Annotated in this window: 14 protein-coding genes; 3 read left to right on the forward strand and 11 right to left on the reverse strand. The window is 68.0% G+C overall.

Going from position 1 to position 14,094, the window contains the following annotated elements:
• Positions 1-196 precede the first annotated feature (196 nt).
• On the reverse strand, positions 197-1,195 hold the full coding sequence (locus tag NRF20_RS21350) for an anion permease (RefSeq protein WP_398630030.1): 999 nt from the start codon (positions 1,193-1,195) through the stop codon (positions 197-199).
• Positions 1,196-1,200: 5 nt separating this feature from the next.
• A complete protein-coding gene (locus tag NRF20_RS21355; RefSeq protein ID WP_114245730.1) occupies positions 1,201-1,821 on the reverse strand; it encodes a DUF47 domain-containing protein in 621 nt (206 codons plus the stop codon).
• 199 nt (positions 1,822-2,020) lie between these two features.
• Here NRF20_RS21355 and NRF20_RS21360 point away from each other — a divergent pair, with 199 nt between their 5' ends.
• A complete protein-coding gene (locus NRF20_RS21360) occupies positions 2,021-2,359 on the forward strand; it encodes a metal-sensitive transcriptional regulator (protein ID WP_266359401.1) in 339 nt (112 codons plus the stop codon).
• 94 nt (positions 2,360-2,453) lie between these two features.
• Here NRF20_RS21360 and NRF20_RS21365 read toward each other — a convergent pair whose 3' ends face one another.
• Both NRF20_RS21365 and NRF20_RS21370 read right to left on the reverse strand, forming a co-directional pair.
• Positions 2,454-2,648, reverse strand: coding sequence for a hypothetical protein (locus tag NRF20_RS21365; protein WP_266359403.1), 195 nt, complete (start codon positions 2,646-2,648; stop codon positions 2,454-2,456).
• 144 nt (positions 2,649-2,792) lie between these two features.
• Positions 2,793-3,707 (reverse strand): hypothetical protein, encoded by a 915-nt coding sequence (locus tag NRF20_RS21370; RefSeq protein ID WP_413753096.1) that lies wholly within the window; start codon positions 3,705-3,707, stop codon positions 2,793-2,795.
• Between the two features lie 135 nt (positions 3,708-3,842).
• Between NRF20_RS21370 and NRF20_RS21375 the strand changes: the two genes are divergently transcribed.
• Entirely contained in the window at positions 3,843-4,031 is a 189-nt protein-coding gene (locus tag NRF20_RS21375; protein WP_398630028.1) for a hypothetical protein, read from the forward strand.
• 67 nt (positions 4,032-4,098) lie between these two features.
• Complete coding sequence (locus tag NRF20_RS21380) at positions 4,099-5,733, forward strand: FAD-binding oxidoreductase (RefSeq protein ID WP_413753097.1); 1,635 nt, start codon at positions 4,099-4,101, stop codon at positions 5,731-5,733.
• A gap of 131 nt (positions 5,734-5,864) precedes the next feature.
• Here the strand turns inward: NRF20_RS21380 and NRF20_RS21385 are convergent, their stop codons facing one another.
• The 7 genes from NRF20_RS21385 to NRF20_RS21415 all read right to left on the reverse strand — a co-directional run bounded on the left by NRF20_RS21385 (position 5,865) and on the right by NRF20_RS21415 (position 13,975).
• Positions 5,865-6,596 carry a phosphatase PAP2 family protein gene (locus NRF20_RS21385; protein ID WP_398630234.1) on the reverse strand — a complete coding sequence of 244 codons (732 nt, stop codon included), beginning with the start codon at positions 6,594-6,596 and terminating at the stop codon, positions 5,865-5,867.
• A gap of 328 nt (positions 6,597-6,924) precedes the next feature.
• Positions 6,925-7,920 carry an NlpC/P60 family protein gene (locus tag NRF20_RS21390; RefSeq protein ID WP_398630026.1) on the reverse strand — a complete coding sequence of 332 codons (996 nt, stop codon included), beginning with the start codon at positions 7,918-7,920 and terminating at the stop codon, positions 6,925-6,927.
• Positions 7,921-8,046: 126 nt separating this feature from the next.
• Positions 8,047-8,643: a hypothetical protein gene (locus NRF20_RS21395; protein ID WP_413753098.1), complete on the reverse strand. Its 597-nt coding sequence runs from the start codon at positions 8,641-8,643 to the stop codon at positions 8,047-8,049.
• Positions 8,640-10,979, reverse strand: a complete 2,340-nt coding sequence (locus NRF20_RS21400) for an alpha/beta hydrolase (RefSeq protein ID WP_413753099.1) — start codon at positions 10,977-10,979, stop codon at positions 8,640-8,642. Before NRF20_RS21400 ends, NRF20_RS21395 begins: the two co-directional genes overlap by 4 nt.
• Before the next feature lie 265 nt (positions 10,980-11,244).
• Positions 11,245-11,700 carry a hypothetical protein gene (locus NRF20_RS21405; protein ID WP_413753100.1) on the reverse strand — a complete coding sequence of 152 codons (456 nt, stop codon included), beginning with the start codon at positions 11,698-11,700 and terminating at the stop codon, positions 11,245-11,247.
• Between the two features lie 98 nt (positions 11,701-11,798).
• The gene (locus tag NRF20_RS21410) at positions 11,799-13,592 is read right to left on the reverse strand and encodes an alpha/beta hydrolase (RefSeq protein ID WP_413753101.1); all 1,794 of its coding nucleotides are present in this window, start codon (positions 13,590-13,592) and stop codon (positions 11,799-11,801) included.
• Positions 13,589-13,975, reverse strand: coding sequence for a hypothetical protein (locus NRF20_RS21415; RefSeq protein WP_398630022.1), 387 nt, complete (start codon positions 13,973-13,975; stop codon positions 13,589-13,591). Before NRF20_RS21415 ends, NRF20_RS21410 begins: the two co-directional genes overlap by 4 nt.
• Positions 13,976-14,094 lie beyond the last annotated feature (119 nt).

Consider the following 14,094-nt stretch of genomic DNA (forward strand, 5'->3'; position numbering starts at 1 on the left):
CGCCTCACCCCTCCGGCGAACCGGCCTCGTCCCCAGACTGCCTTGAGGTGCTGCATGGCGGTGCCACCGCAAGGCGAAGGGGCCGCCCCCACTCCCCGCAGAGGGAGTAGGGGCGGCCCCATTTCCGTACAACCCCGATCGCGCCGGGCAAAGGACGAAGCGGCCACCGGACGATCCCGGCAACCCCGCCGCCCCGTCACCCGAACAGCAGCACCACAACCCCGTAACTGGCGGCAGCGACCAGCGCCGCGGCCGGCATCGTGATGAACCACCCCAGGATGATGTTCTTGGCAACACCCCACCGCACCGCGTTCACCCGCTTCGTGGCGCCCACACCCATGATCGCCGAGGTGATCACATGCGTAGTGGAGATCGGCGCGTGAAACATGAACGCCGAGCCGAACATGATCGACGCGCCCGTCGTCTCCGCGGCGAACCCCTGCGGCGGATCCAGCTCGATGATCTTCCGGCCGAGCGTCCGCATGATGCGCCAGCCACCCGCGTACGTGCCCAGCGAGAGCATCAGCGCGCAGACGATCTTCACCCAGACCGGAATCGGGTCGCTCGGGCTCTCGACATCCGCGATGACCAGGGCCATCACGACGACACCCATCGTCTTCTGCGCGTCCTGCAGACCGTGGCCGAGCGCCATGCCCGCGGCCGAGACCGTCTGGGCGATCCGGAAGCCGCGCTTGGCCTTGTGCGGGTTGGCCTTCCGGAACATCCACATGATCGCGACCATCACCAGATAGCCGACGACCAGGCCGATGACCGGCGAGAGGAACATCGGGATGACGACCTTGTCGAGCACCCCGTCCCAGTGCACCAGCGTCCCGCCGGCGAGTGCCGCACCGACCATGCCGCCGAACAGCGCGTGCGAGGACGAGGACGGCAGCCCGAAGTACCAGGTGACGAGGTTCCAGATGATCGCACCGACGAGCGCGGCGAAGAGGATTCCCATCCCCTTGTCGCCCTCGGGGGTCGCGATCAGACCCTCACTGACGGTCTTGGCGACACCGCTGCCGAGGAATGCACCGGCAAGGTTCATCACCGCGGCCATCGCCAGTGCCGCACGTGGTGTCAGTGCACGGGTGGAGACGGATGTGGCGATGGCATTCGCCGAGTCGTGGAAGCCGTTCGTATATGTGAAGCCGAGCGCGACACCGATGGTCACGATCAGCGCAAAGGTGTCCACGTGGTTCAGGACTCCTTGACCGCGATGGTCTCCACCGTGTTGGCGACATGCTCGAACGCGTCGGCGGCCTCTTCCAGCACGTCCACGATCTGCTTGAGCTTCAGCACCTCCATGGCGTCGTACTTGCCATTGAAGAGATGGGCCAGCAGCTTGCGGTGGATCTGGTCGGCCTGGTTCTCCAGACGGTTGACCTCGATCCAGTACTCGGTGAGGTTGTCCATCGTCCGCAGACCCGGCATCGCCTCGGCGGTCAGCTCGGCCGCCCGGGCCAGCACCTCGATCTGCTGCGCCACACCCTTGGGGAGTTCTTCGACCTGGTACAGCACGACCAGGTCGACGGCCTCCTCCATGAAGTCCATGATGTCGTCGAGCGACGATGCGAGGTTGTAGATGTCCTCGCGGTCGAACGGCGTGATGAAAGAGGAGTTCAGCTGGTGGAAGATCGCGTGGGTGGCATCGTCCCCCGCGTGCTCCGCTGCCCGCATGCGCTCCGCGATCTCGACCCGGGAGGCAGAGTCCGCCCCGAGCAGTTCCATCAGGAGTTTCGAGCCCGTGACGATGTTGTCCGCGGATGCGGAGAACATGTCATAGAAGCTCGTCTCCCTGGGGGTCAGACGAAAGCGCACGTGGGGTCCTCGGATGCTTTGGATTCGGTCAGGCTGATGCTAGGCGCATCATCCGGCCACGGCTAACCGGCATTCTTCAGTGTCGCGCATCGGGAACTGTGATCAGCACGGGCCCCCGGTCACGTTTCGGCAGAATTCGTTAGGATATACCCACCAGGGGTATATAGACGGCAGGGTAAAGGGAAACCGGGAGGCAGCAATGACCACCACCGAGGCCGCGGAGACGGAACCGGTCGTCACCGACCACGACCGGGGTATTCACGGCTATCACCACCAGAAGGCCGAGCACCTCAAGCGGCTGCGCCGGATCGAGGGCCAGATCCGCGGTCTGCAGCGCATGGTCGACGAGGACGTCTACTGCATCGACATACTCACCCAGGTCTCGGCGTCCACGAAGGCGCTCCAGTCCTTCGCGCTCCAGCTGCTGGAGGAGCACCTGCGGCACTGCGTCGCCGACGCGGCGGTCAAGGGAGGCGAGGAGATCGACGCGAAGGTCGAGGAGGCCACGAAGGCCATCGCCCGTCTGCTCCGTACCTGAAACGAGGAGACACCTGGTGCGGGAGGGATGCCTGGTGCCGGCGGGGCGGATGCCCGGTGCGGGGCAGGGCCTGATGCGGGGCGGGGCCCCGCACTCACCCCCGGTGGTCGGCCTGCCGGGGGACGGCGGTTCGTTCGGTGATCACCCGGACGTTCAGCACCTCGTCGATACGGTCCGCACTGAGCCGTTCCCCGATCGCGGCCGACGCGGCGATCATCAGCTCACCGCAGAGCTCGATCTCGGCGAGGGCCACATGGTCAGATACGGTCCGCGTGCCGAGCGTCACCACGTCACTCACCTCTCACTGCCGTCGCCGACTTCCTAGCGTAGGCAGCGGACCACACGCCGCGCATGGCACGGACGGACCATTTCGCGCCCGCCGGCATGCCTACGCCCCCGCCTTCGTCCGTGCCCTCGCCCATGTGCCGCCCGGCTATCTCTGTCGGATCTTCCCGGTGTAGATGTCGCGGTCGTCCGGCAGTCGTACGGAGACCGGTACCCCGAATCCGTACAGCAGCGTCGTCGACACCACCTCCACCGCCGGCCCCTCGTTGGCGAAGCTGAACCGGTGGCGCACCTTGCGCAGCCGCCCCTGCTCGTCCAGATACGCGTCGAACGGCACCGTGTCCGTGCGGAACCCTTTCGCCGCCGCGGCCAGTGCCCCGCGCGATTTCGGCGAGGCCTCGCGCGCCGCCCGGCCGATGTCCGAGATCCCCCGGTAGTGCCGCACGGCCACCCCGGCGAGCTCGGTCCTTCCTGCATACGTCACCTGCCGCGCCCCGCGCAGCAGTTCGGCGGCGGCCATCGGATCGGTCACTCCGCCGGTGACCAGATTGCCGTCCTCCAGGGTCGTCGTGTCGATCCTGACCCACTTGTCCGCGGGCACTCCGGCGCCGCGGTTCATCATGTAGAGCGCACCGGGGGCCAGCAGTTCGGTGATGGGATGGTGCTCGTCCTCGCCGGCGGCGTCCTCGGGCAGCACGACCTCGAGCCGGCCCACCTGGTTGCGGAAGTCGTACGTCCCCCGGCCCCTGATCGTCACCCGCGTCCCGCCCGCCGCGGTCTCCATCGACGTACGCACCTCGGCGCTTCCGGCAACGGACCGGGCTCCGGTCCCGGTCACCGCCCCCGTCCCGGTCCGGGTCCCGCGCACCGTCCCCGCAAGCACCGCGGCCGCGCGGTGGACCGCGTCGAGGGAGTCGGCCCCGCCCCGTTCATCGGCCATGGCACGGTCGCCGCCGCCGCCACCGCCGCCCGAGCATCCGGCGGTCGCCGCCATCACGCCCACCACGGCAAGGGCGCAGACAGCGCGCGCCCCGCCTCCGGACCTGTGCTGCTGCACCACCATCGCCTGCCAACCCCCAACGACGTACCGCTTGCCCGAGCCCCCCCCATCCGTTCCGCATAACGACAGCCCGTGTCCCCCGTCACGCCGCTCCCGTACGCCACACCGCCGGGTGGCCGTGCCCAGTACCGTGGACAGGTGTATGTCCAACACACCGATGAGATCCCGCAGACTCCCCCCACCCCCACGTCCTTTGGGCACGAGCCCACGACCGTGGAACGCGGCTCGTTCTGCACCGCCCGCTGCAGCTGCGGCTGGTCCGGGCCGGCCCGCCGCTCCCGGGACCGGGCCCGCACGGACGCCGCCGAACACAGCACGGCGTCCTGACTTCCTCTCCCACTCCCCTGACCTCTCCCCCACCGACCGGCCCTGAGCGCCATGACCCGGAGGTCCGATGAACCTGCCCCCCCTGCCCGACCGGCGCACCCTGCTCACCGCGGGCGCCGCAGCAGCACTCACCGGCGTCACCGCGACCGCCTGCAGCGGCGCGTCCGGCTCCGGTTCCAAAACCGGTGACGGGGACAACTCCTCGGGCACGTCAGGCACCGCGGGCGGCACCACTACTGCCTCACCCGCCTCGTCGGTCCCGTCGAAGCCCTCCCCCTCCGGCCCGCCGAACTGGTCCGCCCTGGCCAAGAGCCTCGACGGCACCCTCGTACGCCCGCAGGACGCGGCCTACCCGACCGCCCGTCAGCTCTACAACACCCGCTTCGACGGTCAGAGGCCCGCTGCCGTCGCCTACGTCAGGCACGAGGCGGACATCCGCGAGTGCCTGGCCTTCGCCCGCCGCACCGGCACCCCCGTGTCCATCCGCAGCGGCGGTCATTCCTACGCCGGCTGGTCGAGCGGCAACGGACGCCTCGTCCTTGACGTCTCGTCACTGTCCCGCGTCGACAGGAACGGCACGATCGGCGCGGGCGCCAAGCTCATCGACGTCTACCAGGGCCTCGCCCGCCACGGCCTGACGATCCCCGGCGGCTCCTGCCCCACGGTCGGCATCTCCGGCCTCACTCTCGGCGGCGGTCATGGTGTCGCCTCCCGCGCGTACGGCCTGACCTGCGACAGCCTCACCGCGGCGACCGTCGTCACGGCCGACGGCAAGACCCTCACCGTGGACGCCAAACACCACCCGGACCTCTTCTGGGCGCTGCGCGGCGCGGGCAACGGCAACTTCGGCGTGGTCACCGAGCTGACGTTCCGTACCCGCCCGGCCCCGCAGACCGTCACCGCGTACATGTCCTGGCCGTGGTCGCGCGCCCGGGCCGTCATCCAGGCCTGGCAGGAGTGGGGACCGTCCCAGCCCGACGAGATCTGGTCCTCGGCACATCTCGCCGCAGGCCCGGGCGGCGGCCACCCTTCCGTTTCGGTGGCCGCGTTCAGCCTCGGTACGTACGGCGACCTGAAGAACGCCGTCGACCGCCTCGCCGACCGGATCGGTGCCCCGGCCTCCTCCGTCTCGCTGCGCCGCCGCAGCTACCAGGAATCGATGCTCGTGTACGCGGGCTGCTCGGGCATCACCGACGCCCAGTGCCATCTGCCGGGCACAACGCCCGGCCGCACCCCACAGGGCACGCTCCAGCGCGAGACGTACGCCGCCGCGTCCGACTTCTACGACCGCTCCTTGTCCCCGGCGGGCGTGAGTGCCCTGCTCGACCGGGCCGAGGCGTTCACCCGGATTCCCGTCACCCAGGGCGGAGGCGGCGGCTCCATCGCGCTCACCGCACTCGGCGGGGCGATCAACCGGGTCTCCCCGCAGGCGACGGCCTTCGTCCACCGCCGCTCACGCGTACTCGCCCAGTACATCGGTGCCTGGAGACCCGGCACGACGGGCAGCGCCCAACAGGACTGGCTCAAAAACACCCACGCGGCGATGCGCCGGTACGCGTCCGGAGCGGCGTACCAGAACTACACGGACCCGACGCTGACCGACTGGCGCCGGGCCTACTACGGCTCGGCGGCCGACCGTCTCACCCGGCTGAAGAAGCAGTACGACCCCGGCCGCCTCTTCGCTTTCCCGCAGGCTCTCTGACGTACGGTGATGCCCGTGACATACGGTCACGGGCATGACGTACGGCCACGGGCCTGGCGTATGGCCACGGGCTCGCCACCCGGCCACAACCCCGGCCCCGGCACCCGGCCACCGATGGTCCCGGCCACCTCCTACGCGGCCAGGTCCTTCTCGCCGTCCCCGCCGCCCGTCCGCGGCCGCGGCTCAGGAATCCCGAACGCCCCGGCCCGCCCGTCCGCCGTTGCCGACGGCTCCGGCCGGCGCGACCGTACGAGCCATCCGAGCCGGTCCGAACGGGAGACGGCCGCCACCAACGGGGTCAGCAGCATCATCGCCAGCGGGGCGAGCAGCAGAGCGGCTGCCGTGCCGAGCGCGAACCCGCCGATGACGTCGGTCGGGTAGTGGACACCCATGTAGATCCGGCAGAAGCCTTCCAGCACGGCGAGCGCGATCGCGGCGATGCCGAACTTCCGGTTGGCCACGAAGAGCCCGACGGCCAGAGCCATCGCCATCGTGGCGTGGTCGCTCACGAAGGAGAAGTCGTTCTTCCCGCCCACCAGGACATCCAGCCCCTGGTGATCCCGGAACGGACGCGGCCGCTCCACGAAGCCGCGGATCGGGATGTTGATGAGCAGGGCGATCCCGGCGGCGAGCGGCGCCCAGACGATCCCTGCGACCGCGGTCACCGAATCATCGGCCGTGCCGCGCCGGCGGACGCTCCACCAACACCACAGGACCACCAGGACCATGCCGAGCATGATCCCGTACTCGCCGACGAACTCCATGACCCGGTCGAACCAGGTGGGAGCGGACTTCGCGAGTCCATTGATGTCGTAGAGCAGGCTGACGTCGGGGTTCGACCCATCCAGTGCGAGTCCAGCCATCTGCTGCGGCCCCTTGCCTTGTCTGCTGCCGCGGTCCACACCCATGTGCACCGCTTTGACGAACCCCCGTGTCGGTTCGATCACTGCGTGGATCGGTAAATCGGTCATACGTGGATCAGTACTGCGTGGCGGCTCTGTCCGTGAGGTCTTCCCCGATCAGCGCCGCATGGTCAGTGCACCACTGCCCGGTCCCCCCAGGGAACGACGTGCCCCGTGCGTACGTTCCACTCTCCACCGAATGATCACCATGACGTTATCGAAGAGTGACTCATCGTCGCAGCTCAGGGCCCAGGCTTCACGGAGAGTTCCGGCCACCGCCGTCCCGGCGTCATGCCGCCGGGAGGGCGGTCGGAAGGGCCGCGGCCCCGTCCTTGGTCACGCGCGTCGCCCCGAAGTAGTCGGGCGTGTCGATCTTGTCGAACCGGATCACGGCCCCGGTGTACGGAGCGTTGATCATGTACCCGCCCCCGACGTACAGCCCCACATGGTGGATGGCCCGTGAGTTGTTCAGATCGTCCGAAAAGAACACCAGGTCACCCGGGAGCAGCTCGTCCCGCGAGGGGTGCGGCCCGGCGTTGTACTGATCGTTCGCCACCCGGGGCAGCTCGATGTCCACGGTGCGGTACGCGGCCTGGGTCAGCCCCGAACAGTCGAACCGCCCGCCCTGCGCGGCCGTACCGTTGCCGCCCCACAGGTACTTCGTACCGAGCTTCTTCTGCGCGAAGTAGATCGCCCCGGCCGCCTGCTGCGAGGGCTGGACCCGGCCGACGGGCCGGGCGAAGCTCTTCTCCAGGGACCGGATGATGGTGACGTAGTTCTGCGTCTCCTCGATGTCCGGAACCCCGCCCGACCGGATCACCCGGTACGCACCGGCGTTGTACGCGGCCAGCATGTTGTCGGTCTGATCGCCCGGCACCTTCTTCACGTACCCGGCCAGTTCGCAGTCGTACGAGGCCGCGGACGGAATCGCATCCGCCGGGTCCCATACGTCCCGGTCTCCGTCCTTGTCCCCGTCGATCCCGTGACCGGCCCAGGTGCCCGGGATGAACTGGGCGATGCCCTGGGCGGCGGCGGGACTCTCGGCCCGGGGGTTCCACCCGCTCTCCTGGTAGAGCTGGGCGGCCAGCAGGGCCGGATTGATGGCGGGGCAGAGGTTGCCCCACTTCTCCACCAGGGGCTGGAATTTCGCGGGCACGGCCCCCTTCGCCAGCCCGACGGCTCCGCTGCTGCCGGAACTGACGAGTCCGGCAGCGGCGGAGTACGTACCGACGACGAGCAGCGCCACGAAGCACATGGCCATGCCGACGCCGATGCCACCAACCACCCAGAATTTCCGCACCCCTCAACCATCCCCCATCCGGGCCGGGTTCATGAGCGGTTTCGCGGGTGTGTACGAATCTTCCGGGTCATCAGGGTCGTTGACCGGCCATTCCGGCGCACTGACCAGCCCTCAGGAGGCTCCGGTGGACCAGTAGTCGGAATGCACGTTGGGGCGCGGAAGGGGGTAGACCCCTTCGTAGGCGGGCCCGTTCGGCTTGGAGGTGGAGTCTGCGACCTTCGACTCCTTCACGCAGGGGCTGTCCGCTTCGAAGAACGCCTGCCCCTTGCCGCGGAAACTCACACTGATGCCGAAGCCGGCCTTTGTCTGTGCGTAGACCGCCGGGAACTCCTTGTCGTTGTTCTTCGCCTTGATGCGGTAATCGCTCTTGCGCCAGAACTTCTCGACCTGGTCCAGGAAGCTCTGCCGGCGCTCCGCCGACACGATGGTCATCACGGTGCGCCTGCGCGTCACATCGCAGCTGCCCGTCGTCGTCGGGCCGTGCGCCCACTGCACCTCGGGGTTGATCTCCTTCAGCACGGCGTCGAGCATGCCGTCGGACCGTTCGGCGGCCTCCTGCATGTCCATGCCGCTCCCCTTGGTGCTCTTGGTGCTCTTCGTGGTTCCGGCGCTCTCGCTGCCGCTCGATTGTCCGCTGTCGTTGCCGCAGCCGGACAGTGCGAAGCCGAAAGCCAGGGCCACCGCAACGATCTGGAGCCTTCGCTTCATCGCTGTTCCTCCATCTTGAGCCTGTCGGAGTGTCCCGACACGATCAGAGCGATGCTGTCCGCCGACATGGCGTCCCGTACCGGATCGAAGTAGTTGGAGTGCGCATCGAAGCTCACACCGCCGGTGCTGATCAGGGGCTGGCCGGGGGCCACCGGGAATCGCTGGGCTCCGAAGGCCTTGCTCGCCGGGTCCTTGCCGAACCAGAGGTCGTCGTCGCCCGGGTCGGCCAGGTCTCCGGCGAAGTATGCACCGGCGGGGCCTCCCAGAATCATCCCGATCGCACCCACGGCGGCCTGTGTCTTGGACGGGAGCTTGGTCACCGGGTCGTTGGCCGCGGCACCGACGAAGACATGTCCGCTGCCGACACCGAGGTCCACGGCGCGGTCCACGCCCACCCCCGGACTGCCGACCAGGATGATGTCGTCCACCCCCGGAATACCGCCGTCGCGCTGCGTCGCGGAGCCCACGGTGCGTGAACCGTAGGAGTGCCCGATGGCCGTGATGTGCGGGTCCTTGTTCTGGTTGGTGGCCGCGATACCGCCCATGAAGTCGCTGTAGGCCGCGCCGCCCTTATCCGCCCGGCCGGTGCCCGCGACCGCCAGGCTGTGCAGCCCGTCCGGCGTCTGCGGTGCGTCGTATCCCAGCCAGACGATCGACGCGGTGGACGAGTCGTAACCCTGGGCGCCGATCGCCGTGTCACGGGCACGCTTGAGATCGTTCTTCGCGAATTCCTCGTCGAGGGAAGTGTTCAGCCCCGGCACATAGGCCGAAACGTTCTTCGAGGTGTCGGGGTTCCCGTAGGAGACGATGGCCCGCCCGTTGCCCTCGTCGCTGATGCCGATCAGGTACATCGGCGGCTTGCTCCCCTCCTGCAGTTGCCGGTCGATTTCCTTCAACGCCGCCAGCTGGTCCTTCGACTTGGAGTCGGTCTTCCCCTCCAGCTTCGAAATCAGGTCCGGGAGGTTCTTCCGGTTGGCCGCGTCCCTGTCCGCCACCGGGATGCCGTCCAGATTGCCGATCTTGTCCGGGGAGAGCTCCAGGTACTGATCGCGTTGTTGCTGCGTCAGACCGTTCCACCAGTCCTTGCGTTGGGCCGCAGTCGCATTGTGCGGAATTCGGTCATTGAGGTAGTCGCGCTCCGCGTCCCGTACCGCCGCCTCGACGCGGCTACCGGAGCCGGGCAGCCCGGCGACCGCGCCGCCGCCCCCGCCGGATGCCTTGGTCATGTCCCAGGCTGCGGCTACGTACTTGCCCTTGTCCCACTTGCCGCTGGCGCCCCGTGCGGCCTGGGCGTACTGGTCGGCGATGTCCTTGGCGGTGTCGACGGGGTGGGAGACCGTGTCGACGACACCGCTGACGTCGCCCCACAGGCCGTCGTCGCCGACGACGCCGGTGAGGAAGTTGCCGTCCGAGGGGCGGGAGGAGTCGGTGTCCGAGTTTTGTCTACCCGCGTCGACCTGCGAAGAAGAACCGCCGGAGGCGGATTCGGAGGAACCGCCGGAGGTGTCGGAGCCGCCGGTGCTGTCTGTGCCGCCGGAGCCACCGGAGCCACTGGAGCCACCGGATGAGGTGGAGCCGCCGGAATTCGAGCCGCCGGATGTGGTGGACCCGCCGGATGTGTCCGAGCCGCCGGACCCCGTACCCCCGGTCACGGTCGCGCCCTCGGAACCCGCGCCGCCGGCGGAATCGGATCCGCCCCCGGTCGAGGTGCCGCCGCCGTTACCCGTACCTGTGCCATTGCCGGCGACCACGTCGACATCGGGTGCCGGGCAGGCGCTTCCGGTCAGCTGGCAGATGGCGTTACGGATCTCCCCGGTCAACTGCCCGCCGATGCCCGTCGCCACGAGCCCGCCGATGAGGGCCACGACCACGAGGATCATGCCCAGGTACTCCATCGCGGTCTGACCGGCGTCCCGACGCCACTTGATCATCCGCGCGATGCTGAACGGCCGGTGATCGGCGCGCTGTTCGGGACTGAGCCCGAACCATTCGCGCGAGCCGGCCCGGAACAACAGGACGATGACGACAACCGGCATCGCCAGTTGCGCCACACCCTGCCCGCCGGTGCCCTCGCTCAGTGTCGCCAGGGCGCCAAGGGTGAGCCAGGCATGTACGGCGAGGAGCCCGCGCCAGATCCAGACGCCGCCGGTCCTCATGTACAGCGACAGTACGAATCCGGTGACGCCGGGCAGTGCGGCGTACAGCACCATGCCCAGAAGGTGACCGTCCACCGCATCGACGGACGAGGCCACGACCAGCGCGTCGATCGCACCCACGACGGTGACGACGAAGAGCAGCCGTACGAGAACCAGTACCGCTTGCAGAGGGCGCGACAACGATTGTCTGCCCGGACGGCCCTCGGCAGCGCTTATGCCGGCGCCACCCGGTACCGCTAATTCTCGTATGCCAGACACGACGGGTCTCCCAGCTTTGTGAGTGGGCGCAGCGACAGTTCCCCCGGTCTCTGTATGCGACCACACCAACACTGGGCGCGGCATGGGCCCCAGGACCCAATGCAGGACTCAAAGTCCCAGGTGGCCAGCTAGTCCCTTACCCCCACTGACTGGCCCGATATGGGTCATTGGGGATGATGACGTGACGTCAGGGAGCTCCGGCGGACCAGAAGTCGGAGCGGACGTTGGGGCGGGGGATGATCTCGGCGTCCGCGTAGCTCGGTCCGTTGGGTTTGGCGATCGGATCCGCGACCTCAGATTCCTGTACGCATGGACTGTCGACCTCGAAGAAAACCTGACCTTCACCCCCGGTGATCAAACTGACGCCGAACCCGTCCTGCGTCTGCGCAAAAATTGCTGGCACGTCCGCGTCATTGTTGATCGCCTTGATCCTGTAGCCGCTCTTCCGCCAGAAGCGATCGACCACGCCCAGGAAGCTGCCTCGGCGCTCCGCCGACACAATGGTCATTACCGTGCGCCGTCGAGTCACATCACAACTACCCGTGGTGGTCGGGCCGTGCGTCCACTGCACCTGCGGATGGATCTCCTTCAATGACGCGTCGAGGATCCCGTCAGCACGTTCTGCCGCCTCCTGCATATTCATGTCAGACTTCCCTCCATTCGAATGGATGACACCGTTAGCACACGCAGACAGCGGCACAAACAGGAGCAGCGCTATCACCAAAATCCAGAACTGGCGCCTCACCGGTACTCCTCCGCCTTCAGTTTGCTGGAACGCCCCGCCGCTACCAAAGCAATATTGTTTGCCGATACGGAGTCTCTCCTCGGATCGAAATAATGGGAGTGCGCATCGAAGGAGATCCCTTTACCGCTGATCAGCCTGGGCCCCTCATCCACTTGAAAACGTCTCGCGCCGAATGATTCACTCGCCGGGTCCTTGCCGAACCAGAGGTCATCGCCCCCTTCATCGGCGATGTCGCCCGCCGCGTAAGCAGCCGCTGGCCCAGCGGCAATCAGCCCCACAACACCGGCGGCACTCTGCTGTTTAGACGGAAGTTTGGTCACCACGTCGTGTTCAGCGGCTCCGACAAAGACGTGATCCTTCCCAACCCCGAGGTCTTCCGCGCGATCGACGCCTACCCCTGGGCTGCCAACGAGAACGATGTCGTCAACCCCTGGGATCCCACCGCCTTGCTGCGTGGCAGCGCCCACTGTGCGCGAACCGTACGAATGGCCAATTGCAGTCAGATGCGGGTCTCTATTCTCATTGGTGGCCGACAGACCGCTCATAAATCCGTTGAAGGCACGTCCACCCTTCTCTGCCCTTTCATCACCCATGACATCCAGGCTCCCCATGCCGTCAGGGGACTGTGGCGCGTCGTAGCCAAGCCACACGATTGCCGCACTCGAAGAGTCGTGAATTCGAGTACCGATCGCAGTATCGCGGGCACGCTTGAGGTCATCCTTCGCGAAGTCTTCATCCAAGGAAGTATTCAGTCCCGGGACATATGCCGAAACATTCCTTGCAGTGTCGGGATTGCCAAACGAAACGATCGCCCGCCCGTTCCCCTCGTCACCAATCCCGAGCAAGTACATCGGCGGCTCCCCAGGTTTGTTCCCCTCCCTCAACTGCCGGTCGATCTCCCGCAATCCCGCCAACTGCGTCTCCGACTTCTCGTCGTCCCGCCCCTCCAGCTTCCCCATCAGCAGCTGCAGGTTGTCCCGGTTCGCCGCATCCCTCACCACAGCCGGAATGCCGTCCAAGTTGCCGATCTGGTCCGGGTACACCGCCAGGTACTCCTCGCGCTGTTCGTCCGTCAGGCCGGCCCACCAGGCCTTCCGCTCGGCCGGTGAGGCGTCGCGGGGGATGCCGTCTCTCAGGTACCCGCGTGCCGCGTCCCGTACCGCGGCTGCGTCGCCCGCCGCGTCGGTCCACGTGGCGTCGGGGACCTTCAGGCCCTCCTCGGCCCTCAACTGGCGCAGGATGCGGGCGTACCGCCAGTCGATCTCGGCCGCCGTCCGTACGGCCTTCGCCACCCGGTCCGCGATGTCCTGCGCCTTTGCCACGTTCGGGTTGGGCGCGACCAGGCCCGAAGGCGGCAGGAGGCCCAGCAGCGAACCCACCGACGCCGTCCCGCCCGGCAGCGGCTTTCCGTCGATCAGGCCCTCGCCCGCCGCCGGATACGTCACCGAACCGTCCGCGTGCACGGTGAACTTCAGGAACTCCGCATCGTCCAGCGCCTCCCGCAACGCCCGTTGCTGGAGGCGCAGCTCATGGGCCAGGCTGTTCAGCGTCGTACGGAGCAGACCGCACTCCGTGTAGACGTAACTCAGGTTCCGGCTCAGTTGCTTGAGCCGCCCGACCGCCGCGTCCGCCGCCGCACCCCGCTGCGTACCGCGCAATCCGGTCAGGAGCTGCGTCTCGATGCGGTCCCGGCCCGCGTCGGCACGGTTGCTCGCCTTGCCCCACCCGTCGGCCGCACCCTCCAGTTCACCGCACTTCAGGTCGCGTAGCTGCGCCCAGGTGAGGGTCATCGCCCCTCACCCCGACCCGACGATGCCACCGGCGCGAACGACGCCTTTACTGTCTCGTTCGTCTCGCCCTGGGCCCGGGCGACGGCCCTCAGCTTCCCGGCCAGCGCCCCGCACTCCCCCCGCGCGGCCTCGAACCGTCGCACCCACGACTCCCGTACCGATCCCAGCTCCGCCAGCGCGGTCAGACCTCCGGTCCCCGCAAGCAGGCCCTCGTGCGCTGTCTCCAGTTCCGACTTCACCGGGCCGAGGTGCGTACACATCCCCTCCGCGCTACCGGCGGCCCGTAGCCAGACCCCGTCGCTGTGCTTCAGTACGTCCCTGCCGCCGCCACCCGCCTCGCCCGCCAGATCGCTCAGCCGCTGCCGGCCCCCCGGCTGTCCCACTACTGCCACTCCGGCCACCCCGCTCCGTCCTTGATCGTGGAGCGGCACTGTGCCAAATCCAGTGCGGGCGACACGCCGCGCCCGCACGCGCCTCAAGGCGTCAGGCCCCCGCAGGCCCC

The sequence above is a fragment of the Streptomyces sp. R-74717 genome (genome assembly GCF_047305335.1).
In the GTDB taxonomy this organism is placed as follows: Bacteria; Actinomycetota; Actinomycetes; order Streptomycetales; family Streptomycetaceae; genus Streptomyces; species Streptomyces atratus.